The sequence below is a fragment of the Kitasatospora sp. NPDC089509 genome (genome assembly GCF_044749365.1).
Lineage (GTDB): Bacteria > Actinomycetota > Actinomycetes > Streptomycetales > Streptomycetaceae > Kitasatospora.
In genome coordinates this window covers 477,935-501,409 of sequence record NZ_JBIVHS010000004.1, presented here as the reverse complement: position 1 = coordinate 501,409, position 23,475 = coordinate 477,935, and the positions used below count along the sequence as shown (strand labels likewise).

The 23,475-nt window shown below is 71.9% G+C and carries 17 protein-coding genes and 1 pseudogene; 10 read left to right on the top strand and 8 right to left on the bottom strand.

The genetic code is table 11. From position 1 onward, the window contains the following. Positions 1-280: 280 nt before the first annotated feature. A pseudogene (locus tag ACIP4P_RS11935) lies at positions 281-1,345 on the bottom strand (sugar phosphate nucleotidyltransferase); the annotation flags it as partial. A 293-nt stretch (positions 1,346-1,638) separates the two neighbouring features. Next, positions 1,639-3,861, bottom strand: coding sequence for a (Fe-S)-binding protein (locus ACIP4P_RS11930; RefSeq protein ID WP_350514784.1), 2,223 nt, complete (start codon positions 3,859-3,861; stop codon positions 1,639-1,641). 286 nt (positions 3,862-4,147) lie between these two features. Between ACIP4P_RS11930 and dnaK the strand changes: the two genes are divergently transcribed. From dnaK to ACIP4P_RS11900, 6 genes are all read left to right on the top strand, one after another. Beyond that, positions 4,148-5,995: a molecular chaperone DnaK gene (dnaK, locus tag ACIP4P_RS11925; RefSeq protein ID WP_350514785.1), complete on the top strand. Its 1,848-nt coding sequence runs from the start codon at positions 4,148-4,150 to the stop codon at positions 5,993-5,995. Beyond that, on the top strand, positions 5,992-6,609 hold the full coding sequence (grpE, locus tag ACIP4P_RS11920) for a nucleotide exchange factor GrpE (protein ID WP_400917067.1): 618 nt from the start codon (positions 5,992-5,994) through the stop codon (positions 6,607-6,609). The genes dnaK and grpE overlap by 4 nt, the downstream gene beginning before the upstream one ends. 223 nt (positions 6,610-6,832) lie before the next feature. Further along, positions 6,833-7,990 (top strand): molecular chaperone DnaJ, encoded by a 1,158-nt coding sequence (gene dnaJ / locus ACIP4P_RS11915; protein WP_350514787.1) that lies wholly within the window; start codon positions 6,833-6,835, stop codon positions 7,988-7,990. Between the two features lie 7 nt (positions 7,991-7,997). Further along, entirely contained in the window at positions 7,998-8,540 is a 543-nt protein-coding gene (locus ACIP4P_RS11910) for a heat shock protein transcriptional repressor HspR (protein WP_400917065.1), read from the top strand. Positions 8,541-8,756: 216 nt separating this feature from the next. Next, positions 8,757-9,749, top strand: a complete 993-nt coding sequence (locus ACIP4P_RS11905) for a helix-turn-helix domain-containing protein (protein ID WP_400917063.1) — start codon at positions 8,757-8,759, stop codon at positions 9,747-9,749. Positions 9,750-10,340: 591 nt separating this feature from the next. Then, entirely contained in the window at positions 10,341-10,958 is a 618-nt protein-coding gene (locus tag ACIP4P_RS11900) for a hypothetical protein (RefSeq protein WP_400917061.1), read from the top strand. 7 nt (positions 10,959-10,965) lie between these two features. On the opposite strand, the gene ACIP4P_RS11895 is transcribed toward ACIP4P_RS11900, so the two are convergent. From ACIP4P_RS11895 to ACIP4P_RS11875, 5 genes are all read right to left on the bottom strand, one after another. Beyond that, positions 10,966-11,934, bottom strand: coding sequence for a LuxR family transcriptional regulator (locus ACIP4P_RS11895; protein WP_400917059.1), 969 nt, complete (start codon positions 11,932-11,934; stop codon positions 10,966-10,968). Further along, positions 11,927-12,886, bottom strand: coding sequence for a LuxR C-terminal-related transcriptional regulator (locus ACIP4P_RS11890; protein WP_400917057.1), 960 nt, complete (start codon positions 12,884-12,886; stop codon positions 11,927-11,929). Before ACIP4P_RS11890 ends, ACIP4P_RS11895 begins: the two co-directional genes overlap by 8 nt. Further along, positions 12,879-13,802 carry a LuxR family transcriptional regulator gene (locus tag ACIP4P_RS11885; protein ID WP_400917055.1) on the bottom strand — a complete coding sequence of 308 codons (924 nt, stop codon included), beginning with the start codon at positions 13,800-13,802 and terminating at the stop codon, positions 12,879-12,881. Before ACIP4P_RS11885 ends, ACIP4P_RS11890 begins: the two co-directional genes overlap by 8 nt. Beyond that, positions 13,792-14,787 (bottom strand): LuxR C-terminal-related transcriptional regulator, encoded by a 996-nt coding sequence (locus ACIP4P_RS11880; protein WP_400917054.1) that lies wholly within the window; start codon positions 14,785-14,787, stop codon positions 13,792-13,794. Before ACIP4P_RS11880 ends, ACIP4P_RS11885 begins: the two co-directional genes overlap by 11 nt. A gap of 622 nt (positions 14,788-15,409) precedes the next feature. Then, positions 15,410-16,537, bottom strand: coding sequence for a TDT family transporter (locus ACIP4P_RS11875; RefSeq protein ID WP_400917052.1), 1,128 nt, complete (start codon positions 16,535-16,537; stop codon positions 15,410-15,412). Between the two features lie 70 nt (positions 16,538-16,607). Between ACIP4P_RS11875 and ACIP4P_RS11870 the strand changes: the two genes are divergently transcribed. Next, positions 16,608-17,648, top strand: coding sequence for a LysR family transcriptional regulator (locus ACIP4P_RS11870; protein ID WP_400917050.1), 1,041 nt, complete (start codon positions 16,608-16,610; stop codon positions 17,646-17,648). A gap of 72 nt (positions 17,649-17,720) precedes the next feature. Beyond that, positions 17,721-20,327, top strand: a complete 2,607-nt coding sequence (gene clpB, locus ACIP4P_RS11865) for an ATP-dependent chaperone ClpB (protein ID WP_400917048.1) — start codon at positions 17,721-17,723, stop codon at positions 20,325-20,327. Between the two features lie 291 nt (positions 20,328-20,618). Here clpB and ACIP4P_RS11860 read toward each other — a convergent pair whose 3' ends face one another. Next, positions 20,619-20,897, bottom strand: a complete 279-nt coding sequence (locus ACIP4P_RS11860; RefSeq protein ID WP_350514798.1) for a helix-turn-helix transcriptional regulator — start codon at positions 20,895-20,897, stop codon at positions 20,619-20,621. 415 nt (positions 20,898-21,312) lie between these two features. On the opposite strand from ACIP4P_RS11860, the gene ACIP4P_RS11855 reads away from it, so the two are divergent. Both ACIP4P_RS11855 and ACIP4P_RS11850 read left to right on the top strand, forming a co-directional pair. Next, positions 21,313-21,873 (top strand): YbjN domain-containing protein, encoded by a 561-nt coding sequence (locus ACIP4P_RS11855; protein WP_350514799.1) that lies wholly within the window; start codon positions 21,313-21,315, stop codon positions 21,871-21,873. A gap of 214 nt (positions 21,874-22,087) precedes the next feature. Next, the gene (locus ACIP4P_RS11850; RefSeq protein ID WP_350514800.1) at positions 22,088-23,248 is read left to right on the top strand and encodes a pyridoxal phosphate-dependent aminotransferase; all 1,161 of its coding nucleotides are present in this window, start codon (positions 22,088-22,090) and stop codon (positions 23,246-23,248) included. The last annotated feature ends 227 nt before the right edge of the window (positions 23,249-23,475 follow it).

Here is a 23,475-nt window from a genome sequence, read left to right as displayed (position 1 = left end):
CCGTGCGGACGGTCGGCGCCCTGACCGCTGTCGTATCGATTACCAGCCACGCTCCGAAGGTACCCGTCCGGCCCAGCGCGCGTCGGCCCCGGACAGAGCCGGGGCCGGTTTGCAGCGAGCCTGAGACGAACGGGGCCGAAAGCCGTCCGCCGGAGCGGTCGGCGGACCGCCGGCAGGCGGTCCGGAGGGCCCGCCGCTACCGCTGGGCGGAGACCGACGGCCCGTGCACCGCGGCGGCCGCCGTGGTGCCGGCCGGGCAGCCGCCCGGGCCGGCCGTGGTGCGGACCGCGCCGACCGGCAGCAGGGTGCCGCAGGCGATCCGGATGCCGTTCGGGAGCTCGTTGTCGGACTCCACGATGGCGCCGTCGCCGATCACCGCGCCGTCCAGCGCGGAGCGGTCGCCGACGCTGGCGAAGGCGCCCACGATCGAGTCCTTGACCAGGCTGTCCGGGCCGATCACCGCGCCGGGCAGGATCACGCTGCCCTCGACGATCGCGCCGGCCTCGACCACCGCGTCCGCGGAGACCACGGTGCCGCCGCTGAGCACCGCGCCGGGGTGGACGGTGGCGCCGGGCAGCAGCAGGGCATCGCCGGTCGGGCCGGGGACGGCCGGGGAGTCGACCTTGCCGAGCACCAGGTCGGCCGAGCCGCGGACGAACGCGGCCGGGGTGCCGAGGTCCAGCCAGTACGAGGAGTCGACGACGCCGCGCAGCAGGGCACCGGTGGCCAGCAGCTCGGGGAAGGTCTCGCGCTCGACGGACACCTCCCGGCCGGCCGGGATGCGGTCGATCACGGACCGGGTGAAGACGTAGCAGCCGGCGTTGATCTGGTCGGTGACGATCTGCTCCGGGGTCTCCGGCTTCTCCAGGAACTCCAGCACCCGCCCGTCGGCGTCGGTCGGGACCAGGCCGAAGGCCCGCGGGTCCTCCACCCGGGTCAGGTGCAGGGTGACGTCGGCCCCGGCGGCCACGTGGCCGTCGCGCAGGGCGGCGATGTCCAGGCCGGAGAGGATGTCGCCGTTGAAGACCAGGACCGGCTCGTCCGGGCCGCAGGTCAGCCCGGAGGCGGCGTTGCGGATGGCCCCGCCGGTGCCCAGCGGCTCGCGCTCGGTCAGGTAGACCAGCTCGATGCCGTACGGGGTGCCGTCCTGGAAGTGGTCCTCGAACACCTCGGCCAGGTAGGAGGTGGCGAGCACCACCCGGGTGACCCCGGCGGCGGCCGCGCGGGCCAGCTGGTGCGCGATGAACGGGACACCGGCCACCGGCAGCATCGGCTTGGGGGTGTGGGTGGTCAGCGGACGCAGTCGCGTGCCCTTACCACCGACGAGCATGATCGCCTCGGTCATGGTCTGCGCTGTTCCCCTTGTGCTCTGTGCGGCCCGGCCCGGCGGGCCGATACCTCCGTCGGTGGTCTGGTCCCGTCCGAAACGGGTCGACCGGCTCGTAGCCGGTCCGGCGCCTACTGTATTTCCTTCCGACCGGATACCCGTCCGGCAGCCGTGCGATCAGCGTCACTCGCCGTCCGCCCGCCGTATCGCCGTTCGTCGCCCGGGGCACCGAAAAGCCCGGCCCGGCGGGCGCGTTGGCGGCGTCCACCGGGCCGGGCGGTTGTAGCAGAACTGTCGAACAGCGGGTGCCGCTACGCGTCCACCGTCGCGGGCTCCTCGGTCTCGGCGGGCGGGGCCGCCTTCACCGAGTCGAGCAGCAGCTGGGCCACGTCGACCACCTTCAGGTGCTCCTTGGCCGCGCCCTCGTTCTTCTTGCCGTTGACCGAGTCGGAGAGCATCACCAGGCAGAACGGGCAGGCGGTGGAGACGATGTCCGGGTTGAGCGACAGCGCCTCGTCCACGCGCTCGGTGTTGATCCGCTTGCCGATGCGCTCCTCCATCCACATCCGGGCACCGCCGGCGCCGCAGCAGAAGCCGCGCTCCTTGTGGCGGTGCATCTCCTGCTGGCGCAGACCGGGGACCTTGTCCATGATCTCGCGCGGCGGGCTGTAGACCTTGTTGTGGCGGCCCAGGTAGCAGGGGTCGTGGTAGGTGATCAGGCCCTCGACCGGGTTGACCGGGACGAGCTTGCCCTCGTCGATCAGGTGCTGCAGCAGCTGGGTGTGGTGGATCACCTCGAAGTGCCCGCCGAGCTGCGGGTACTCGTTGGCGATGGTGTTGAAGCAGTGCGGGCAGGTGGCCACGATCCGCTTGGTCGGGGCGTCCTCCAGCGCGGCGTTCAGGGTCTCGACGTTCTGCGCGCCGAGCATCTGGAAGAGGAACTCGTTGCCCAGGCGGCGCGGGGAGTCACCGGTGCAGGTCTCCTCCTTGCCGAGGATCGCGAACTTCACGCCCGCGGTGTGCAGCAGCTCGGCGAAGGCCTTGGTGGTCTTCTTGGCGCGGTCCTCCAGGGCGCCGGCGCAACCGACCCAGTAGAGGTACTCGACCTCGGCGGGGTCGATGGACTCACCGATCACCGGCACCTCGATGCCGGTCTCCTTCTTGAGCTCCTTGACCCAGTCCAGGCGGGCCTTGGTGGCCATGCCCCACGGGTTGCCCTTGTTCTCCAGGTTCTTGAGCATCGTCCCGGCCTCGGTCGGGAAGTTGCTCTCGATCATCACCTGGTAGCGGCGCATGTCGACGATGTGGTCGATGTGCTCGATGTCCACCGGGCACTGCTCGACGCAGGCGCCGCAGGTGGTGCAGGACCACAGCACGTCCGGGTCGATGACACCGTTCTCCTCGGCGGTGCCGATCAGCGGGCGCTCGGCCTCGGCCAGGGCGGCCGCCGGAACGTCCTTGAGCTGCTCGGCGGTGGCCTGCTCGGTGCCCTCCATGTCCTTGCCGCCGCCGGCCAGCAGGTACGGCGCCTTGCCGTAGGCGTGCTCGCGCAGGCTCATGATCAGCAGCTTGGGCGAGAGCGGCTTGCCGGTGTTCCAGGCCGGGCACTGCGACTGGCAGCGGCCGCACTCGGTGCAGGTGGAGAAGTCGAGGATGCCCTTCCAGGAGAAGTGCTCGACCTGGGAGACGCCGAAGACGGCGTCGTCGGCCGGGTCCTCGAAGTCGATCGGCTGGCCCTTGCTGGTCATCGGACGGAGGGCGCCGAGGGCGGTACCGCCGTCCTCCTCGCGCTTGAAGTAGATGTTGAAGAAGCCGAGGAAGCGGTGCCAGGCCACGCCCATCGAGGGGTTGAGGCCGATGGTGATCGCCCACGCGAAGGAGATGCAGATCTTCGCGGTAGCGAAGATCCAGATCAGGTTCTCCAGGGTGCCGTGCGACAGCCCGCTCAGCGCGGTGACGATCGGGTACGAGACCAGGTGCGCCGGGCCGTAGGAGTCGACGCCGTTGATGGCGCCCTCCAGGGCGCGCAGCATCAGGATGCAGAGGCCGATGCCGAGGATCGTGTACTCGACGTAGAAGGCCTGCCAGGCGATCGAGCCGGCGAACCGGGACTTGCGACCGGACCGGGACGGCAGGCTCATCAGCCGGATCACCATCAGGGTGGCGATGCCCAGCGTGGTCAGGGTGCCGACCAGCTCGACGAAGAGCTGCCAGACCACCCAGTGGCCGATGATCGGCAGCTCGAACTCGGCGTCGAAGAGCTGCCCCATCGCGTTGACGATGGTGAGCACCAGGCTGAAGAAGCCGACGGCGACGAACCAGTGGGCGATGCCGACGATCCCCCAACGGTTCATCCTGGTGTGGCCGAAGAACTCGGTCGCGACGGTCTTCACGCGCTGGGCGGGCTGCCCGAAGCGGGTGGAGTCCGGCGCGCCGGTCAGCACGACCCTGAAGATGTGCCACGCCGCACGGAGGGCGAGCGCGGTGCCGATCACGAAGGTGACCAGCGAGATGACGATCGCTGCTAGTTGCATCGCTCTCCGTCTCCTGCGGCTTGCGGTTGAGCAGTGTCTGCGGTTCTGGGGTTTTCCGAAGTGATTGTACTGGTCGGTAACTTGCCGGGCCGACGGCCCGGACATTACCGGTGGGCAACAGTTCTCCAGAAGGTTCCCAAGGTATGGCGGCAGTCACGTGACGGCGCGCCCGCCAGCGGGGGCCTCAGCAAAGTTGAGCGATGAACACTCATAGCTGTTGACGCCCACCGTCGGGTCGTGCATCCTTGAGCCTGTAAAGCTCAACTCTTCCGTGGAGGTATCTACGATGGCACGCGCGGTCGGCATCGACCTCGGTACGACGAACTCGGTCGTCAGCGTTCTGGAGGGTGGCGAGCCCACCGTCATCACGAACGCCGAGGGTGCGCGGACCACGCCGTCCGTCGTCGCCTTCGCGAAGAACGGCGAGGTTCTGGTCGGCGAGGTGGCCAAGCGCCAGGCGGTCACCAACGTCGACCGCACCATCCGCTCGGTGAAGCGCCACATGGGCACCGGGTGGAAGATCAACATCGACGGCAAGGACTTCAACCCCCAGCAGATCTCGGCCTTCGTGCTGCAGAAGCTGAAGCGCGACGCCGAGGCCTACCTGGGCGAGACCGTCACCGACGCCGTCATCACCGTCCCGGCGTACTTCAACGACTCCGAGCGCCAGGCCACCAAGGAGGCCGGTGAGATCGCGGGCCTCAACGTCCTGCGCATCGTCAACGAGCCGACCGCGGCCGCCCTCGCGTACGGCCTGGACAAGGACGACCAGACCATCCTGGTCTTCGACCTCGGCGGCGGCACCTTCGACGTCTCGCTGCTGGAGATCGGCGACGGGGTCGTCGAGGTGAAGGCCACCAACGGTGACAACCACCTCGGCGGCGACGACTGGGACCAGCGCGTCGTCGACCACCTGGTCAAGGTCTTCCAGGCCGGCCACGGCGTCGACCTGTCCAAGGACAAGATGGCCCTGCAGCGTCTGCGCGAGGCCGCCGAGAAGGCCAAGATCGAGCTGTCCTCGTCCTCCGAGACCTCGATCAACCTGCCCTACATCACGGCCTCCGCCGAGGGCCCGCTGCACCTGGACGAGAAGCTCACCCGGGCCCAGTTCCAGCAGCTGACCGCGGACCTGCTGGAGCGCTGCAAGGTCCCGTTCCACAACGTGATCAAGGACGCCGGCATCTCGCTCGCCGAGATCGACCACGTCGTCCTGGTCGGTGGCTCGACCCGCATGCCCGCCGTCGCGGAGCTCGTCAAGGAGCTGACCGGCGGCCAGGACGCCAACAAGGGCGTCAACCCGGACGAGGTCGTCGCCATCGGCGCCGCGCTCCAGGCCGGTGTCCTCAAGGGCGAGGTCAAGGACGTCCTGCTGCTCGACGTCACCCCGCTGTCCCTCGGCATCGAGACCAAGGGCGGCATCATGACCAAGCTGATCGAGCGCAACACCACGATCCCGACCAAGCGCTCCGAGATCTTCACCACGGCCGAGGACAACCAGCCGTCCGTGCAGATCCAGGTCTACCAGGGCGAGCGCGAGATCGCCGCGTACAACAAGAAGCTCGGGATGTTCGAGCTGACCGGCCTGCCGCCGGCGCCGCGCGGCCTGCCGCAGATCGAGGTCACCTTCGACATCGACGCCAACGGCATCATGCACGTCGGCGCGAAGGACCTCGGCACCGGCAAGGAGCAGAAGATGACCGTCACCGGCGGCTCCTCGCTGCCGAAGGACGAGGTCGACCGCATGCGCCGCGAGGCCGAGCAGTACGCCGAGGACGACCACAAGCGCCGCGAGTCCGTCGAGACCCGCAACTCCGCCGAGCAGCTCGTCTACTCGACCGAGAAGTTCATCGCCGACAACTCCGACAAGCTGCCGGCCGACGTCAAGACCGAGGTCGAGACCGCCATCGGCGAGCTCAAGGAAGCCCTCAAGGGCGAGGACATCGCGAAGATCCGCGAGGCCTCCGAGAAGGTCTCCACCACCGCCCAGAAGCTCGGCCAGGCGCTCTACGCCAACGCCGACGCCGCCGGTGCCGGTGCCGCCGCGGCCGGCGAGTCCACCCACGCCAAGGAGGACGACGTCGTCGACGCCGAGATCGTGGACGACGAGAAGCCCAAGGGCGGTGCGTCGGCATGACGGACAAGCCGCAGGGCGGCAAGCCCGGCGACGACTCCGCCGAGGAAGCCGTGATCAAGGCTGCCGAGGAGGCCGCGGCCGGCGGTGCCGGCGAGGGCTCCGAGGACGCCGCCTCGGCCAAGCGCGAGCTGGCCGAGCGCACCGCGGACCTGCAGCGACTGCAGGCCGAGTACCAGAACTACCGCAAGCGGGTCGAGCGCGACCGGCTGACCGTCCGCGAGATCGCGGTCTCCAACATCCTGGAGTCCCTGATCCCGGTCCTGGACGACATCGGCCGCGCCCGCGAGCACGGCGAGGTCACGGGTGGCTTCAAGTCCGTCGCCGAGTCCCTGGAGACGGTCGTCGCCAAGCTGGGCCTGCAGCAGTTCGGCAAGGAGGGCGAGCCCTTCGACCCGACGCAGCACGAGGCGCTGATGCACAGCTACTCCTCGGACGTCACCGAGGACACCTGCGTGCAGGTGCTCCAGCCCGGCTACCGCATCGGCGAGCGGATCATCCGCCCGGCGATGGTCGCCGTCGCCGAGCCCCAGCCGGGCACCCAGACGACGCCCGGCCCGGACGCCGAGGCCAAGTCCACCGACAAGGACAAGTCCGACGGTGGCTCGGACAGCTGACAACCTGTGACAGCTGACAACCAGTGCGCTGCGGAGTCACACGCCGGCCGGTACGGCGGCCGACTCCGCAGCGCGCTGTCAACAGCGCTTCCTGCAACCGCTGTTGACAGCGCAGTGACGATGGACATCAGGAGGTGGCGGAAGCCGTGAGCGAGCGCAGCGAGCGAGCCATCAAGGGGCGCGTGAACCGCTCAGCGGCTGCCGAGCGGAACGAGGTGGGCGCATGAGCGGCAAGGACTTCGTCGAGAAGGACTACTACAAGGTCCTCGGCGTGCCCAAGGACGCCACCGCCACCGAGATCAAGAAGACCTACCGCAAGCTGGCGCGCGAGTTCCACCCGGACGCGAACAAGGGCGACGCCAAGGCCGAGGAGCGCTTCAAGGACATCTCCGAGGCGTACGACGTCCTCTCCGACGAGAAGCGCCGCAAGGAGTACGACGAGGCCCGCAGCCTCTTCGCCAACGGCGGCTTCCGCACCGGCGGCCCGGGCACCGGCAACTACGGCTTCGACTTCGGCGACCTCTTCAACGGCAGCCAGGGCGGCGGCGGCAGTGGCGGCGGCCTCGGCGACGTCTTCGGCGGCCTCTTCAACCGCGGCGGCGCCCGGCAGGCCCAGCCCCGGCGCGGCGCCGACGTCGAGACCGAGGTGACGCTCTCCTTCGAGGAGGCCGTCGACGGCGCGACCGTCCCGCTGCGGATGACCAGCCAGGCCCCCTGCCGGCTCTGCAACGGCACCGGCGCCAAGACCGGCACCACCCCGCGGGTCTGCCCGACCTGCGTCGGCGCCGGCACCGTCAGCCGCGGCCAGGGCGCCTTCGCGCTCTCCGAGCCGTGCAAGGACTGCCGCGGCCGCGGGATGATCGTCGACGACCCGTGCCCCGACTGCCACGGCAGCGGCCGGGCCAGCTCGGCCCGCACCATGCAGGTCCGCATCCCGGCCGGCGTCCAGGCCGACCAGCGGATCCGGCTCAAGGGCAAGGGCGCCCAGGGCGAACGCGGCGGCCAGCCCGGCGACCTCTACGTCACCGTGCACGTCGACCCGCACCCGGTCTTCGGCCGCAAGGGCGACAACCTCACCGTCACCGTGCCGGTCACCTTCCCCGAGGCCACCCTCGGCGCCACCATCGAGGTGCCCACGCTGAACGGCCCCGCCGTGAAGCTCAAGCTCCCCCCGGGCAGCGCCAACGGCCTCACCATGCGCGCCCGCGGCAAGGGTGCCACCCGCAAGGACGGCACCCGCGGCGACCTCCTCGTCACCATCGAGGTCGTGGTGCCGCAGCACGTCACCGGCGACGCGCTGGACGCACTGGAGCAGTACCGCGAGGCCACCGCCTCCGACGACCCGCGAGCCGCTCTCTTCCGGGCGGCGAAGGGAGCGTGACGACCAGATGTCCCCGACTCCGATGAACCCGATGCAGCCGATGGACCCCGACGGCCCCATCGGCCCCGGCCTCGGCGAGGGCCTGCCCGGCAACGGCCCCCGCCGCCCCCGGCGCGCCACCGCCCCGCCGCAGTACGTGCTCACCGAGGACACCCCGGTGTACGTCATCTCGGTCGCCGCCGAACTCTCCGGCCTGCACCCGCAGACCCTCCGCCAGTACGACCGCCTCGGCCTGGTCAGCCCCGACCGCACGGCCGGCCGCGGGCGCCGCTACTCCGCCCGCGACATCCAGCAGCTGCGCGACGTCCAGCGGCTCTCCCAGGACGAGGGCATCAACCTGGCCGGCATCAAGCGGATCATCGAGCTGGAGAACCAGGTCACCGCCCTCCAGGCGCGCATCACCGAACTGGCCGACTCCCTCGAAGGCGCCGCCTCCGCCCTCCAGCAGCGCGAGGCCGCCGTCCACGCCTCCTACCGCCGCGACCTCGTCCCGTACCAGCCGCCCACCCCGCAGTCCAGCGCCCTCGTCGTCTGGCGCCCCAAGCGCTGACCGGGGACCCGCACCGCACCACCAGCCGCCGGCTCCCTCCTGTTCGGGGGGTGCCGGCGGCTGGGGTGTTGGTGAGAGAGTGCTGCGACGGGGAACATCGATCGCCCGATGCCCAGGACGACTCGCAGCCGGATCCCACGGGCCGCTTAAGATCCTTGCTGCAGTAGCCATCCGTCGCGTTGACTAACTGGTCCGGTCAACACTAGGAGAACGAGAATGAGTGGGCGAGAAGGAGCAGGTGCGGCGCCAGGCGGACTCCGCGTCCTGTCGGAGGATGCCCGCACGCTCTATCTGAAAGCCGTGAGCGAGAGCGGCCGGCTGAACCGTAATGGCTGTGCATCGGGCGAGGGTTCCGCCCTCCAGGAGTTGCTGGACCTCGGACTGCTAATCGTCGACAACGAAGAGCCGGACGCCTATTTCGCCGTCGATCCGACCCAGCTCTCCGCGAGCCTGAGTTCGGCATGGCAACGCCAAGCTCTGGATCTCCTCGCCCGTGCGGTGTCACTCCCGACGGAACTCGGAGAACTTGCCGAGGCTTTCCACGCCCCGAACCAAGCCGGGGGCGCCATCGAATATGTCAGAGGCCGCGCCCTGATCAATCAGCGGCTCCAACAATCCGCGGCCGGCGGATGGACCGAAGGCCTCGCCATGCAGCCGGGCGGCCCGCGCCCGGCCGAGCTGCTGACCGCTTTCCTGGACCGTGACCTCGACATGCTCCGCCACGGTGCGTCGATGCGCACGATCTACCACGCGAGCACGCGCTACCACCAGCCGACCCGGGATTACGTCGGACAACTGGCCAAGGCGGGGTGGCAGTTCCGGACCCTCGACGAGCCGTACACCCGGCTCATCGTGGTCGACCGGAAACTGGCGGTGATTCCCGTCGCGGGCGACAGCATCGCCGCCTTCATCTACGACCCCGCGGTCATCAACTTCGTGGCCGAAGAGGTATTCGAACGAAGTTGGAACCGGGCACTCGATTTCGACGGGGACCGCACCGTCCCACGCCAGGTCGTGTCGCAGCTCCGACAGACCATCGTCGAGCTCCTGCTCTCCGGAACGAACCATCGCGTCATCGCGCGACGGCTCGGCATCAGCGAGCGGACGCTCGCCCGGCACATCGCCGAGATGAGGGAGGAGTACAACGTCGACTCCCTCTTCCAACTTGGTTATGTGCTAGGCCGCTCCCCGCGAGAAGAAAACGAATAGGAAACCCCCTTCAAAGGAGCGGCTTCCCCAGCACCACGTCAGCCGTCGGACCGGCTGACGTTCAGCTCGGTCGTCGGCCGCACCGGACCGATCGACCTCGCCTCACCAGTGGATGTCGTCGCTCACGGCCACTGCCGCCGTCGTCGAGACCCCGGTGTGCGCGCTGCCGACAGCGGCCTGAACCCCAGCCAGTACAGCCGCGCCGAGGACAACCGAAAACGCAACTGTGCGGACGAGTCGGTACATACGGGACACGGACCCACCCCTCCTTCTCCCTAGAGCTCTATTGAGCTGAATCTAATAGCACTAGCGTCCACATGATGCCGCAGACGGCACATCGGTGTCACCTCCCCCGCATCGCTTGGAGCGTCATCTCTCTGCCAGTCATCCAGATGACAGGGCAGGACGCTGGACGGGGCTACGACCGCTGATAGACGATCATTTCGCCCCCCGAGGGTGCAGCGAGAAACCCACACTTGCCGCTGTACCGTCAAATATTCGCCTGATGCCTTCGGCTATTCGAAGCAGCAACCAACCGCAGCGCCCGCCGGCATCGCACCCCTAACCGGTCGGCCTTTCCCCGGAGTCGACATGACCGAGCCCTACCTGCGTCACAACGACAGCCAGGCCCCTGAGGGTCGGCGTGCACGTGTCTTCCTGGCCGCGCCCCTGATGCGGCTCACCGGCCCCGCGGACAGCGTGGTGACGCTCGCCAGCCGGACGCGGCTGACGACGCTCCGCACCACCCTGCTCCGCAGCGGTGCCGCCGTGTACAGCGCGCACCACAGCGACGCCTGGACCGTCGCCGGTCGTGCCCCCGAGCCCCGGGTGCCCTCCGACTTCCGGGCGCTGCAGTCCGCGGACCTGGTCTTCGCCTACGTCGGAGCCCCGCTCTCGGCCGGGGTCAGTCTCGAACTCGGTTGGGCGTCGGCGCTGCGGAAGCCGATCGTCCTGCTCGTCGACGAGGCCATCACCCACAACCCGCTGATCGCCACCATCGAGCAGGTCGCCCCCGTCCTGCCGCTGGTCTTCGACGACACCTGGTCCCAGGAGGCCCTCCACCACACCGTGGAGACCGCACTCGACTGGGCCGGCATGGCGCTCTCCCTCCGCGAGGGCTTCTGGACCGCCCCCGGCGACCGCTTCAACGTCCCCCGGCAGCAGACCGCGGTCACCGGCTACTGGCCGACCGGCGCCGCCACCGGCTGAGCGGGGCTCACCCACCGGACTCCCCCGTCCGGGCTCCCCGCATCTGCCAGCCGAGTTGGAACAGCGTCTCGGCGTCGTACACCTCACGCAGCCGGGCGATGTGACCGGCCACGGTCCGCTCGCTCAGCCCCATCCGGCTGGCGATCGCCCGCTGCGTGAGCCCCCTGGCGAGCAGGCGCCCCACCTGCTCGTGGGCCACCGGCGTCGCGGCCGCCGCCAGCGACTCCCAGTCCACCACCTGCGCCTGACGCCACTGCTGCTCGAACACCCCGACCAGATAGCCGACCACCGCCGGGTCCTCGACCACGGCGGCGACCGTGTGGTCGGCGGCGGCCGGGATCAGGGCCGCGGTGCGGTCGAAGATCAGGGTCTTGGTGAAGGGCCCCTCCAGCAGCCGGATCGGGGCCCCCGCCCGGGTCGATCGCAGCGCGTACTCGACCGTCCGTGGATCGGAACAGGCCGCCGGCTCGAAGACGGTGTGCATCACCCCGCCCGCTTCGAGGTAGCGGTGGGTGTGGTCGAGCGTGTCCCGCATGTGCCCGTGCGGGCGGGGCCCGCCCGGCTGGGCGGCGAGCACCTCGTGCGGGTGGTCCTTGAGCAGCTGGGAGATCAGGTGCCGGATCTCCACCATGCCGACCACCCGCCGCACCCCGCCGACCGGCTCGGCCCGACGGGGCGTGGTGTCGTACGCCTGGGTCAGGTCCTCCAACAGGTCGGGGACCGCGGCGGCCCGGGCCAGCAGCCGGGCGCTCTCCTCCCGCAGCCCCGCACCGATCCGCTCACCGACGGCGCGCGGGTTCACCGCGCTGTAGGTGCTGTCGGCGCTCCGGAGGACGAGCAGGCCCAGACCGGCGAGCTGCCCGACGGCAGCCTCGTCCTCGGGACGGATGTCGGCGAGGCGGATCCGGCCGCCCTCGGCCAGGATCGCGCGGTAGAGCTCGCGGGCGGCGGCATCGGGCAGCTCGGGGTCAGCCATCGCGGGATCCCCTCATCTGCCAGCCGAGTTGGAACAGTGTCTCGGCGTCGTACAGCTCCCGGAGGCGGGCGATGTGCCCGGCGACGGTGCGCTCGCTGAGGTTCAGCCGGGCCGCGATCGACCGCTGGGTCAGACCCTTGGCGAGCAGCCGGCCGACCTGCTCGTGCACCGCGGACACGGGAGGACCGTCCGCCAGGGATGCCCAGTCGACGACCTCGGACCGGCACCAGAGCTGCTCGAACGCGTCGACGATGAACGCCACCGTCGCCGGATCGTCGACGACGGCGGCGCTGTTGAGGCCCGGATCGGCGGGGATGACGGCGACGGCCCGGTCGAAGACCAGGAAGCGCTTGAACGGTCCGTCCAGGGCCCGGATCGCACAGCCGAGCCGGCTCGCCGCTGCGGCGTAGGAGACCGACGGAGCGTCGGCCCGGGCATCACGCTCGAACAGGCACCGTATGGTGCCGCCGCGTTCGAGGAAGCGACGCGTGCGGACGAGGGACTCGGCCAGCTGACCGGCATCACGGGCGGCACCGGGTTGGGCGGCCAGGTTCTCGCCGGGGAACTCCTGGGTGAGCTGCTCCACTTGGTGCCGGATCTCGGCCTTGCCGGTGATGATCCGGGTGCCACCGTGACCGGGCTCCCGGCGGGGGGCGGTGTCGTAGGCGAGGGTGAGGTCGCGGAGTTGATCGGGGATCCGGTCCGCCTCGGCCAGCAGCCGGGCACCGGTGCGGCGGATGTCGGCACGGATCCGTTCGGCGACCGATCGCGGGTCGACGGCGCTGTACGAGTCGTCCACCGATTGCTGCACCAGCAGCCCGAGTTCGACCAGTCGATCGAGGGCCGCCCGGTCCGCCGGGAGGACCTCGGCGGCGCGGATCCGGCCGCCCCCGGCCAGGATCGCGCGGTAGAGGTCGCGGGCGGCGGCATCGGGCAGCTCGGGGTCAGCCATGGTGTTCTCCGCGGAGGTGCCAGCCGAGGTGGAAGAGGGTCCGGGCGCCGTAGCGGTCGCGCAGGCGGGAGATGTGGGCGGCGACGGTGCGTTCGCTGAGGCCGAGCCGGAGGGCGACGGCGCGTTGGGTGAGGCCGCGGGCGAGCAGCCGGCCGATCCGGACGGTGGTGGGGTGGGGTGCGTCGGGGTCGGGGTCGGCGGGGGTGGCGCGGGCCCAGTCCCGTTCGAAGTGGGCGACCAGGTAGCCGACGGTGGTGGGGTCGGTGACGACGGCGCCGCGGTCGGGGTCCTCGGCGGCGGGGATGACGGCGACGGCGCGGTCGAAGACCAGGACCTGTTCGTACGGTTCGTCGAGGACCCGGAGGTGCGCGCCCTGCCGGCTGCGGAGGGCGAGTTGGAGCCGTGCGTCGGGGTCGTCGAGGGTGGCCGGCCGGTGCAGGGTGCGCAGGGCGCAGCCCCGCCGGAGCAGGGTGAGGTCCTGGCCGAGGGTCCTGCGGAGCACCTCGGCGGGGTGGGGGTCGGAGTGGGTGGCGAGGAGTTCCTCCCGGCAGCCGGCGAGGAGTTCGGAGATGCAGGGCGGGACGGCGGCGGCGTCCTCGGGCGCGGTGGCGGGACCGGACGGCCGGTGGAGTTCCTCGTAGGCGTGGGCGAGCGGCCGGAGGGCCCCGGGGAGCCGCTCGGCGTGCACCAGCAGGCGGGTGGCGCGGTGGCGCAGTTCGGCGCCGATGCGGTCACCGAGGGCGCTCGGGTTGGCCGCGGTGTAGCCGGTGGGGGCGGGGGTGAGCAGACCGCGGGCGACGAGGGCGGCGACGGTGGGGCGGTCGTCGGGGGCGAGGTCCTCGGGGAGCAGTCGGCCGCCGCCGCGGACGGCCGCGAGGTAGAGGGCGCGCTCGGCCGGGCCGGGTTCATCGGTCATCGCGGGCGCCTCGCATCAGCCAGCCGAGCTGGAAGAGGGTCTGGGCGCCGTAGCGGTCGCGCAGGCGGGAGATGTGGGCGGCGACGGTGCGTTCGCTGAGCCCCAGGCGGGTGGCGACGGCGCGTTGGGTGAGGCCGCGGGCGAGCAGCCGGCCGACCCGGTCGGGGACGGTGCGGGCGGGGCCCTGGCCGAGGGCGGCGGCGGCTTCGGCGGTGTCGGCGCGGGCCCAGTCGCGTTCGAAGCCGCCGATCAGGAACGTGAGGGCGGCCGGGTCGCTGATGAACGCGGCGGTGCTGTTGTCGTCGTTGGCGGAGATGACGGCGACGCTGCGGTCGAAGACGATCAGCCGCTGGAAGGGTTCGTCGAGGACCCGGATCTGCGAGCCGTGCTGGGTGACCTGCTCGGCGTAGGCGATCGCGGCCGGTTCGGCGAGCGCGACCGGCTGGTAGATGGTGCGCAACGAGCAGCCGCGCTGGAGGAGTTGGACGTCCTGGGCGAGGGCGACCTGGAGGGTGTCGGCGGGGCGCTGGCCGGGTTGGGCGGTGAGCACCTCGGACCGGCAGTCGGAGACCAGTTGGGAGATCCGCTGGCGGATGTGGACGTGGCCCTCGACGTAGACCGCGCCGCCGGGGCGGCCGGACGGGCGGGGCATCGCGTCGTAGGCGCGGGTGAGCCCGTCGAGCGCGCCGGGGAGGTTCTCGGCGCGGACCAGCAACCGGGTGGCCTCGCTGCGGAGTTCGGCGCCGAGCCGGTCGCTGACGGAGCGCGGGCTGACCGCGGTGTAGCAGCGGTCCATCCGGTTGACCAGGAGCAGGCCGATGTCGAGGAGTTGCCGCAGGGCGGGCCGGTCGGCGTCGGTGGTGTCGGCGAACGGGATGCGGCCGCCCTCGGCGATGATCGCCAGGTAGAGCTGGCGGGCGGCATCGCCCGGTTCCTCGCCCTCCAGCGCCCCATGGTGCGGCGTGACCGCCGGTTCCGCCGCCACGTCGCTCTCTCCCTGCCGGACGCCTCTCCGCTGCCGTCTTCGCCACCGTCTTCCGACCGTGCGCGCGCCGTGCGGTGCGCGGGTACCGGTGACGGGCGTCTCACGGTACCGGTCGGACAGCGGACCCCCGGGTCCGGGTGCCGTCGCACCCTTGGTCCCGGGGGCCGCCATCGGTACGCCATGCCCTGGCGCTTCCGTCGAGGCGGAGCAGCAACGCCTCGCCGGCTCCGACCTGAGTCCATCACCACACATGGACCCCGGTCGGGGCTCTTCCCCCCCGTTCGACTGGCGCGGGATGTTGCACCCGTGGTCAGTTCCTGAAGAGCAAGTCGCCGCCGTCGGGCTGCGGTGCCCGGGCGGCTTGGCGTACCTCCACCCTCACAGCGTGACGGCCGGGGGACAAGGGCCGCCCGAGTGCAGGTTCGCGCAATTGCACTTATCTGCACGGCGGTGCGGCTGCGGGGCCGTGAGCGGCGGCCGGGATTCCGGTAAAGCCCGAGGCCAGCGGGGGGTGGGGGCGGTGGCGATCGGTTGGCTGTGCACCGTCACCCGGCGGGTGCGCACTCCTGCAACGCCGACGTGCTCGTGAGCGGGCGCACCGACAGCGGGCGGGCGCCCCGGTTCAGCCCGCCAGCAGCCGGCCGCGGAGCAGCCCGGTGGCGGTGCCGCCCGCCGCCAGCACCCAGGCGGTGCAGAGCAGCAGGTAGAGCCCGACGGCCAGTCCGGTGAAGCCGCCGAAGCCGGTGTGCCGGGCGAGCGCGGCGGCGCCGGTGACGCAGGTGCCGACCGGGAAGGTGAACGCCCACCAGGTCATCGCGAACGGCATCCCGGCCCGCCGGGCGCGCAGATTGGCGGTGAGCGCGACGGCCAGCCAGAGCATCGCGACGCCGATCACCGCGACGCCGTACAGCTCGGCCAGCGGCAGCAGGACGGGCGCCAGCGAGGGCAGCACCGGGCGGCTGGCGTCGGCGAGTTGGTGGATCGCGGTGACGGACTGGCCGAGCGGGCCGAGCACCAGGAACAGCGCGGGGGTGAGCACCAGGGTGGGCAGCTTGGTGTGGAACAGCCCGGTGAAGACCACCGGCAGCAGCACCAGGGTGGCCAGCAGGCCGACCCCGAACAGCGCCCAGCAGCCGTACAGCATCGCCTGCTGCGGCGTTCCGGCGGGCAGGTGCGGGACCAGGGCCGGGCCGCAGGCGGAGGCGACCAGCGGGGCGACCACGGGCAGCAGCCAGGTCGGGTTGGCCTCCAGGGCGGACACCGGGTGCCGGGTGATCATCAGGTACGGGATGCCGGCCGCGACGGTCAGCGCGTACAGCGTGCCGACGCCCCACAGCACGGCGTCCACGGCGACGGCGGGGCCGGTTCCGATCACCCGGGAGCCGAGCAGCAGGGTGCCGAGCCCGACCGAGAGCAGCGCCATCGGCGGGCAGCCGTAGAAGACGGCGGTGGCGGGGTTGTCCAGCAGCTGGGTGCGGGCCGCCTCGCGGTGCCGGGTGAGGTGCACCAGCCGGGCCCCGGCCAGCACCACCAGGGCGGTCGCGCCGAGCGCCCACATCAGCTCGCCGAAGCCGATCAGTCCGGGCACCCGCACCGGCAGGGCGGCGGCGCCGTTGGCCACGATCGCGGTGCCCATCACGGCGGCGTACCAGTTGGGGCCGAGCTGGGCGAGGTCGAGGCGGGAGCGGGCACCGGTGGTGGCGGGGGCCGCGGGGCGGGTGCGCAAGGGGACATCGGCCGAGGTGGACATGGTTCCACCGTCGCCCGCCGACCCGGGTTCCGGTAGCGCCGCGGCTTCTATGAGGACATAGCCTGAACCTATGGCCCTCTCCCCGCACGTCCCCGAACTCGGCGCCCTGGAACTGCTGCTCGCGGTGGCCCGCCTGGGCAGCGTCGGCCGGGCGGCGGCCGAGCTGGGCGTCAGCCAGCCGACCGCGAGCGCCCGGATCAAGGGCATGGAGCGGCAGATCGGGGTCCCGCTGCTGGACCGCTCGCCCCGGGGCAGCCGGCCGACCGAGGCGGGCCGGCTGGTGGTCGAGTGGGCCCGGCAGGTGGTGGAGGCGGCCCAGGCCCTGGACGCCGGGATCGACGCGCTGCGCGGGCGGCGGGACGCCAAGCTGCGGGTGGTCGCCAGTCTGACCGTAGCCGAGTACCTGATGCCGGGCTGGCTGCTGGCGCTCGCCGAGGCCAGCCCGGGGACGGCCGTGACGCTGCGGACGGCGAACTCGGCGGAGGTCGCCGGGCACGTGCTGGCCGGGGACGCCGACCTCGGCTTCGTCGAGGGCCCGACCACCCCGCCCGGACTGGCCGGCGCGGTGGTGGCGGCGGACCGGCTGGTGGTCGTGGTCGCACCCGGCCACCGCTGGGCGCGCCGCCGCACCCCGCTGACCGGGCCGGAGCTGGCGGGCACCCCACTGGTGCTGCGCGAGCCGGGCTCGGGCACCCGGGAGGTGCTGGAGATGGCCCTGACGCCGTACGGGGGCGCGACCCAGCCCCGGATGGAACTGGCCTCGTCGACGGCGCTGAAGGCGGCGGCAATGACCGGGGCGGGGCCGGTCTGCCTGAGCGAGCTGGCGGTGGTGGAGGAGCTGGCCACCCGGCGGCTGGTCGAGGTGCCGCTGGCGGAGGAACTGGACCTGCGACGGCCGCTGCGCGCGGTGTGGCCGGCCGGGCAGCGGCCGGGCGGGCCGGCCCGGGAGCTGCTCGGGCTGACCCGGCAGACCGGGCGCGGCGCGCGCACCGGGCGGACCGGACGTACCGGGCGCAGCGGGCGCACCGGGCAGGGCTCCTCGGAAGGCCCCGGGAAGGACTCCGGAAGAGGCTCTGGAAGGGCCCCTGAAAGGGCTCCGGGAAAAAGTTGAGCGGAATACGCTCAACTTAGTGCATGCTGTAGGTAGCAGCAGTGGAACACGACGAGGGAGGACCCCCCAGCAGTGGACGCGAGCAAGTTCACCACCAAGACGCAGGACGCCCTGTCCGCCGCGATCCGGCAGGCGGGCTCGGTCGGCAACCCGGACGTCAAGCCGGTGCACATCCTGATCGCCCTGCTGGAGCAGCCCGAGGGCATCGCCCGGCCCCTGCTGGAGGCGGTCGGGGCGAACACGGCCCGGATCGACGCCGAGGCCCGCCGCCAGCTGGCGGCACTGCCGAGCGCGATGGGTTCGACGGTCGCCGCCCCGCAGCTCGCCCGGGACACCATCGCCGTGCTCACCGAGGCCGGCAAGCGCGCCGACGACCTGGACGACCAGTACGTCTCGACCGAGCACCTGATGGTCGGCCTGGCCGCCGAGGGCGGGGCGGTCGCCGAGCTGCTGGTGCAGCAGGGCGCGACGCCCAAGGCCCTGCTCGCCGCCTTCAAGGACGTCCGGGGCAGCGGCAAGGTCACCTCGCCCGATCCCGAGGGCACCTACAAGGCCCTGGAGAAGTACGGCACCGACCTCACCCAGGCCGCCCGGGACGGCAAGCTCGACCCGGTGATCGGCCGGGACGTCGAGATCCGCCGGGTGGTCCAGGTGCTCTCCCGCCGGACGAAGAACAACCCGGTGCTGATCGGCGAGCCCGGCGTCGGCAAGACGGCCGTGGTCGAGGGCCTGGCCCAGCGCATCGTGGCCGGTGACGTGCCGGAGTCGCTGCGCGGCAAGCGGCTGGTCGCGCTGGACCTCGGCGCGATGGTCGCGGGCGCCAAGTTCCGCGGCGAGTTCGAGGAGCGGCTGAAGGCCGTCCTGAACGACATCAAGGCCTCCGACGGCCAGGTCGTCACGTTCATCGACGAGTTGCACACCATGGTCGGCGCGGGCGCCGGCGGTGACTCCGCGATGGACGCCGGCAACATGCTCAAACCGATGCTGGCCCGCGGTGAGCTGCGGATGGTCGGCGCCACCACGCTGGACGAGTACCGCGAGCGGATCGAGAAGGACCCGGCCCTGGAGCGCCGCTTCCAGCAGGTGCTGGTCGGCGAGCCCAGCGTGGAGGACTCGATCGCCATCCTGCGCGGTCTCAAGGGCCGGTACGAGGCGCACCACAAGGTGCAGATCTCGGACGCCGCCCTGGTCGCCGCGGCCACCCTGTCCAACCGCTACATCACCTCCCGCTTCCTGCCCGACAAGGCGATCGACCTGGTCGACGAGGCGGCCTCCCGGCTCCGGATGGAGATCGACTCCTCCCCGGTCGAGATCGACGAACTCCAGCGTTCCGTCGACCGGTTGCGGATGGAGGAGCTCGCCCTGGAGAAGGAGTCGGACCCGGCCTCGGTCGACCGGCTGGCCCGGCTGCGGCGCGATCTCGCCGACAAGAACGAGCAGTTGAGCGTGCTGACGGCGCGCTGGGAGCAGGAGAAGAAGAGCCTCAACCGGGTCGGCGAGCTCAAGGAGCGGCTGGACGACCTGCACGGCGCGCTCGAACGCGCCCAGCGCGACGGGGACTTCGAGCGGGCGTCCAAGCTGATGTACGCCGAGATCCCGGCCGCCGAGACGGAGCTCACCGAGGCCCAGGAGCGCGCCGCGGACCAGGACGCCTCCGCCTCGATGGTCAAGGAGGAGGTCGGCCCGGACGACGTGGCCGATGTGGTCGGCTCCTGGACGGGCATCCCGGCCGGCCGGCTGCTGGAGGGCGAGAGCGCCAAACTCCTGCGCATGGAGGAGGAGTTGGGCCAGCGCCTGATCGGCCAGGCGGAGGCCGTGCAGGCCGTCTCGGACGCGGTGCGACGCACCCGTTCGGGCATCGCCGACCCGGACCGCCCGACCGGCTCCTTCCTGTTCCTCGGCCCGACGGGCGTCGGCAAGACCGAACTCGCCAAGGCCCTGGCCGACTTCCTGTTCGACGACGAGCGGGCGATGGTCCGGATCGACATGAGCGAGTACGGCGAGAAGCACTCGGTCTCCCGGCTGGTCGGCGCCCCGCCCGGGTACGTCGGCTACGAGGAGGGCGGCCAGCTCACCGAGGCGGTCCGCCGCCGCCCGTACAGCGTGGTGCTGCTGGACGAGGTGGAGAAGGCCCACCCGGAGGTCTTCGACGTCCTGCTCCAGGTGCTGGACGACGGCCGGCTCACCGACGGCCAGGGCCGCACGGTGGACTTCCGCAACGCCATCCTGATCCTCACCTCCAACCTGGGCAGCCAGTTCCTGGTCGACCCGACCACCCCGGAGGACAAGAAGAAGCAGCTGGTGCTGGACACCGTCCGGGCCGCGTTCAAGCCGGAGTTCCTCAACCGGCTGGACGACATCGTGGTCTTCGAACCGCTGGGCACCACCGAGCTCAGCCGGATCGTCGACCTCCAGGTGGCCCGTCTGGGCGAGCGGCTGCGCGAGCGGCGGCTCACCCTGGAGGTCTCCGCAGCCGCCCGCGACTGGCTGGCGCTCACCGGGTACGACCCGGCGTACGGCGCCCGCCCGCTGCGCCGGCTGGTGCAGTCCGCGATCGGCGACCAGCTGGCCCGGGCGATCCTGTCCGGCCAGGTGCACGACGGGGACACCGTCCTGGTCGAGCGGGACGAGGAGAACGACCGGCTGACCGTCCGCGGCCGGGGCCCGCTGGAGAAGTGACGTAGCGGCGGCACTCCGGTCCGCCGGCCGGCCTGTTCGACGGGCCGCCCCTTCGCTTCGGCGCAGGGGCGGCCCGTCGCCGCGTCCGCACCCAGGCCTAGGGCCTGTCCGGCGGATCTTGGCGGATCAGCGCGCGGCTCCCCCAGCCTTCGGCCGGGAGGTACCCCCACTTCGCGCCCGGCTGGGCGTGCGCCCGAGTCGGCCTCGTACTGGACGTACTTGGGCGATTCGGGCGTGCGTCCAGGCGGGATGCCCGGCGTCGCGCGCCCGGCAAGATCCGCCGGACAGGCCCTACTCCCCCGCCCCCCGCTGCCGCCGCGAGCGGTCCCGCCAGGCGCGCGCCAGCCGGTACAGCTCCGCCCCCTGCGACTCCGGCAGGTTCCAGGTCTGGGTGAGCAGCCGCAGGGTGGACACCCGCGGGCAGGACACCCCCCGCTCCAGGTCGCGGATCGACCGCACGCTCAGCCCCGACGCCTCCCCCAACTGCTCCTGCGTCATCCCCCGGTCCAGTCGGATGTTCCGCAGCAACGTCCCGAGCGGGCCGCCCTCCCCGGTCACCGTAGGTGCCATCCCTACTCCCCCCTTCGGTTCACAACACCTCAACTCGCCTCGAACGCAAGGACTTTGTGTCAGGCCAGTTCCGTCGCACGCTAACCGCATCCGGCCCGCACGGCAGCCGAACCCGGGCTCCGGGCGCGTGACTTGGCTCACGCGGGCGCCCGGTCCGCGGAAGGGCGGCCGGACCCGGCCACCGTGCGTGACGACGGGCCCCGGGTGGCCTTCGCACACCGCTCGCACACCCCTCCGGACTCCCCGCCGCACACCCCTCCGGGCGCCCCGCAACCGCCCCTCCGGGTACCCCGGGACGAAGATCGACGCGCCCCCCGCCGCCCCTGTGAGCGGAGCCCCGAATGAGGCAGGATGGGAGGTGGAAAGGGCGGCCTCTCATTGCCGGCCACCACGTGCACTGAGGAAGAGGACCCCCATGAGCATCGACCCGTCGTCCATCCCGTCGTTCGGCGCGCCCCAGGGCGGCCAGCCCGGCGGCCAGGGCGGCCGGCCGGCCGGCCCTCCGCCGATCATCGTCCCGGACCAGGCCCTGGTGACCCAGCTGCTCGACCAGATGCAGCTCAAGCACGTCGTGGACGAGGAGGGCGACCTCACCGCCCCCTGGGAGGGCTTCCGCGTCTACTACATGTTCCGCGGCGAGCAGAAGGAGCTCTTCGCGGTGCGCGCGTTCTACGACCGCGCGTACCCGCTGGAGAAGAAGGGCGAGATCCTCGACCTGATCGACGAGTGGAACCGCGAGACCCTCTGGCCCAAGGTGTACACCCACACCCACGAGGACGGCGTGGTCCGCCTGATCGGCGAGGCCCAGATGATCGTCGGCACCGGCGTCAACCTGGACTACTTCGTCACCACCACCGCGAACTGGACCCAGGCCGCGGTCGGCTTCGAGCAGTGGATCGTCGAGCGCCTCGGCCTGCAGAACGAGATCGAGGGCGAGGACGGCGAGGGCGAGGACAAGGGCGGCGAGGAGGCCTGATCCAGGCCCCGGCCCCGCACCCACCCCCGCGGCCCCGGCCGCCCGGCACCCGCCGGGCGGCCGGGGCCGCGGCGTCCCCCGGGCCGCTCCCCGGCCGTCCTCGTCCCCGACCGCCCTTGCCCCCAGCCGTCCTTGTCCTCAGCCGTCCTTGTCCCCGGACCCCGGCTGCCGCAGGATGGCCCTGACGACGAGCCGTGACCGTGAGGAGCCACCGATGGGTACCAGGCCGCTGCTGAACCGCCGACTGGCCGGGATGGGCACGACGATCTTCGCCGAGATGTCCGCCCTGGCCACCGCCACCGGCTCGATCAACCTCGGCCAGGGCTTCCCGGACACCGACGGGCCCGAGGAGGTCCGCGAGGCGGCCGTACGGGCCCTGCGCGAGGGCCACGGCAACCAGTACCCGCCCGGCCCCGGCATCCCCGAGCTGCGCACCGCCGTCGCCGACCACCAGCAGCGCTTCCACGGCCTGACGTACGACCCGGACACCGAGGTGCTGGTCACCGCCGGTGCCACCGAGGCCATCGCCGCCGCCCTGCTCGCCCTGCTGGAGCCCGGCGACGAGGTGATCGCCCTCGAACCCTTCTACGACTCCTACGCCGCCTGCATCGCGATGGCCGGCGCCACCCGCCGCCCGCTCACCCTCCGGGCCCCGCACTTCCGCCCCGACCTGGACGAGCTGCGCGCCCTGATCACCCCGCGCACCCGGCTGCTGCTGATCAACACCCCGCACAACCCCACCGGCACCGTCCTCACCGCCGAGGAGCTGGCCGGCATCGCCGCCCTCGCCGTCGAGCACGACCTGCTGGTGATCACCGACGAGGTCTACGAACACCTCGTCTTCGGCGTCACCCACCACCCGCTCGCCGCCCTCCCCGGCATGCGCGAGCGCACCGTCACCATCTCCTCGGCCGGCAAGACCTTCTCCTTCACCGGCTGGAAGGTCGGCTGGGTCACCGCCGCCCCCGCGCTGGTCGCCGCCGTCCGCACCGCCAAGCAGTACCTCACCTACGTCAGCGCCGGCCCCTTCCAGTACGCCGTCGCCGAGGCGCTGCGCCTCCCGGACAGCTACTTCGACACCTTCCGGGCCGATCTGCTCCGCAAGCGCGACCTGCTGCTCGACGGTCTCGGCACGGCCGGCTTCCGCGCCTTCACCCCCGAGGGCACCTACTTCATCACCACCGACATCACCCCGCTCGGCGAGAAGGACGGCATCGACTTCTGCCGCTCCCTCCCCGAACGCTGCGGCGTCGTCGCCATCCCCAACGCCGTCTTCTACGACGACCCCGACGCGGGCCGCAGCCTGGTCCGCTTCACCTTCTGCAAGAAGGACGAAGTCCTCCAGGAGGCCGTCGACCGTCTCCAGCGGCTCTGACGAGGAGCCCATCGGCGCATCGTCGGCACTGTTCTCAACTAACGTTCCGACAGCGGAAGTTCACGTCCAATCAGCCCGGAACCGGTCGTCGGCGATCGACGACGGGCGGTCCGGGCCCGACGGCGCGGGGGGGGGGGGGGCCCCCCCCCCCCCCGGCGGGCCCCCCCCCCCCCCGGCCCCCCCCCCCCCCCCCCCCCCCCCCCCCCCCCCCCCCCCGGCCCCCCCGC

Coding starts and splice junctions, on each gene's coding strand:
- ACIP4P_RS11885 (WP_400917055.1), bottom strand. CDS start 13,802: ATGACCGATGAACCCGGCCCGGCCGAGCGCGCCCTCTACCTCGCGGCC.
- dnaJ (WP_350514787.1), top strand. CDS start 6,833: ATGAGCGGCAAGGACTTCGTCGAGAAGGACTACTACAAGGTCCTCGGC.
- ACIP4P_RS11850 (WP_350514800.1), top strand. CDS start 22,088: ATGGGTACCAGGCCGCTGCTGAACCGCCGACTGGCCGGGATGGGCACG.
- ACIP4P_RS11875 (WP_400917052.1), bottom strand. CDS start 16,537: ATGTCCACCTCGGCCGATGTCCCCTTGCGCACCCGCCCCGCGGCCCCC.
- ACIP4P_RS11905 (WP_400917063.1), top strand. CDS start 8,757: ATGAGTGGGCGAGAAGGAGCAGGTGCGGCGCCAGGCGGACTCCGCGTC.
- ACIP4P_RS11930 (WP_350514784.1), bottom strand. CDS start 3,861: ATGCAACTAGCAGCGATCGTCATCTCGCTGGTCACCTTCGTGATCGGC.
- ACIP4P_RS11900 (WP_400917061.1), top strand. CDS start 10,341: ATGACCGAGCCCTACCTGCGTCACAACGACAGCCAGGCCCCTGAGGGT.
- ACIP4P_RS11860 (WP_350514798.1), bottom strand. CDS start 20,897: ATGGCACCTACGGTGACCGGGGAGGGCGGCCCGCTCGGGACGTTGCTG.
- ACIP4P_RS11890 (WP_400917057.1), bottom strand. CDS start 12,886: ATGGCTGACCCCGAGCTGCCCGATGCCGCCGCCCGCGACCTCTACCGC.
- ACIP4P_RS11895 (WP_400917059.1), bottom strand. CDS start 11,934: ATGGCTGACCCCGAGCTGCCCGATGCCGCCGCCCGCGAGCTCTACCGC.
- dnaK (WP_350514785.1), top strand. CDS start 4,148: ATGGCACGCGCGGTCGGCATCGACCTCGGTACGACGAACTCGGTCGTC.
- ACIP4P_RS11870 (WP_400917050.1), top strand. CDS start 16,608: ATGGCCCTCTCCCCGCACGTCCCCGAACTCGGCGCCCTGGAACTGCTG.
- ACIP4P_RS11910 (WP_400917065.1), top strand. CDS start 7,998: ATGTCCCCGACTCCGATGAACCCGATGCAGCCGATGGACCCCGACGGC.
- grpE (WP_400917067.1), top strand. CDS start 5,992: ATGACGGACAAGCCGCAGGGCGGCAAGCCCGGCGACGACTCCGCCGAG.
- ACIP4P_RS11855 (WP_350514799.1), top strand. CDS start 21,313: ATGAGCATCGACCCGTCGTCCATCCCGTCGTTCGGCGCGCCCCAGGGC.